Annotated in this window: 1 protein-coding gene and 1 pseudogene; both read right to left on the bottom strand. The window is 53.9% G+C overall.

The genetic code is table 11. The features are described 5' to 3' along the window. Nucleotides 1-1190: type I DNA topoisomerase (gene topA / locus ACR0P9_RS12125; protein ID WP_432620505.1), on the bottom strand; the 1190-nt coding region annotated here is incomplete at its 3' end. A 77-nt stretch (nt 1191-1267) separates the two neighbouring features. Then, nucleotides 1268-1682 (bottom strand): annotated as a pseudogene (locus ACR0P9_RS12120) (hypothetical protein); the annotation flags it as partial.

Below are 1682 nucleotides of genomic sequence, written 5' to 3'. Positions count from 1 at the left end.
GATACAATATCCGCAGACACCGTGTCCATGATGGCATCCGCCATCTGACATGCGACAAAACGGCTCCAAATCAGCTTGTACAGCTTGTACTGCTCCGGTGTCAGATATTCCTTGATTTCGTCCGGAATCAGCTGTACATTGGTCGGTCGAATTGCTTCGTGCGCATCCTGCGCATTGCTCTTCGCGCGGAATACGCGCGGCTTTTCCGGATAGTACTCCGCACCGTAGCGGCCGAGAATATATTCTTTCGCTGCCGCCTGCGCTTCTTCTGACAGACGCAGAGAGTCGGTACGCATATACGTGATAAGACCAGTCAGACCCTGCTCGCCGATTTCAATGCCTTCATACAACTGCTGGGCAATTGCCATCGTGCGGCGCGGCACAAAGCTCAGCTTACGGCTGGCTTCCTGCTGCAGCGTCGACGTGATAAATGGTGGTGCCGGTCTCTTGCGCTTTTTGCCGCGCTTGACTTTGCCGACAGTAAACGGCTTGTCCGTTACAGCTTCCATGATGTGCATGGTCTGTTCTTCGGTTTTCAGCTCTACTTTGCCGGTGCCGTCACCGTAAAACGCCGCGGTAAACACGCCGCCCTCTTGGGTCTTTAATTCCGCTTCGAGAGACCAATATTCCTCCGGCACAAAGGCACGGATCTCCATCTCTCGATCCACGACCATGCGCGTCGCTACCGACTGCACACGTCCGGCAGACAGGCCGCGCTTGACCTTCCGCCACAGAAACGGCGACAGCTCATAGCCCACAATACGATCCAAAATACGGCGTGCCTGCTGAGCATCGACCAGATCTAGATCAATATCGCGCGGATGCGCAATGCCGTCCTGTACGGCGTGCTTGGTAATCTCATTAAATGTGACGCGCTTGCTGAACGAATCGCTCAGATGAAACAGTTCCTTCAAGTGCCAAGAAATCGCTTCGCCTTCTCGGTCCGGGTCAGTTGCAAGATAGACGAAATCACTGTTATCTATCTCTTCGCGCAATTCTTCAATCAGCTTTTCTTTGCCTTCAATCGGCATGTACACCGGCTTAAAATCATGCTCAATGTCCACGCTCATCTTTTTCTTTGGCAGATCCCGCAGATGTCCCATGGAAGCCTTTACCACATAGTCTGTACCTAAGTACTTTCCAATGGTCTTTGCCTTCGCCGGAGACTCCACGATGACAAGTTTTGACATATCTGTCATTCCTCCTGTGCCGCTGCCGCTGTCGGCAGACGGTTTCTCATCTCTATTCGATCAATGGTGATTGCTTTCTATGCTTCTACATCGGCTGCCGCCGTATATCCGCTCTCGGTCGCGGCGACATACTGCCCAACCTCCAGCATCGTCAGTGCTGTCAGCACACTGGCGGCAGGCAGACCGGTTTTCTCTACGATGGCATCGACGGTTTCTAATCCGTCATGCACCGCACGCCAGACGATACACTCCTCTTCGGAGCCTTCCAACCGCCGCATGACAATTTCTCTGCGGTTCTCTTGCTTCGGGAGCGGCTGTGCTGTGTGTTCGACCGGCTCCAGCTTTCGCTGTGTATGCGCATCCGTCAGCTGATACTGCGACAAAATATCCGCCGGTTCCTGTACCAGCTCCGCCGCGCCCTGCCGAATCAATGCATTGCATCCTGCGCTGGACAGGCGGTTAATATCTCCCGGAACAGCAAACACATCGCGT

This window comes from Butyricicoccus sp., assembly GCF_050872565.1.
Lineage (GTDB): Bacteria > Bacillota > Clostridia > Oscillospirales > Butyricicoccaceae > Butyricicoccus_A.
This window is presented reverse-complemented; position numbering and strand designations above follow the sequence as displayed.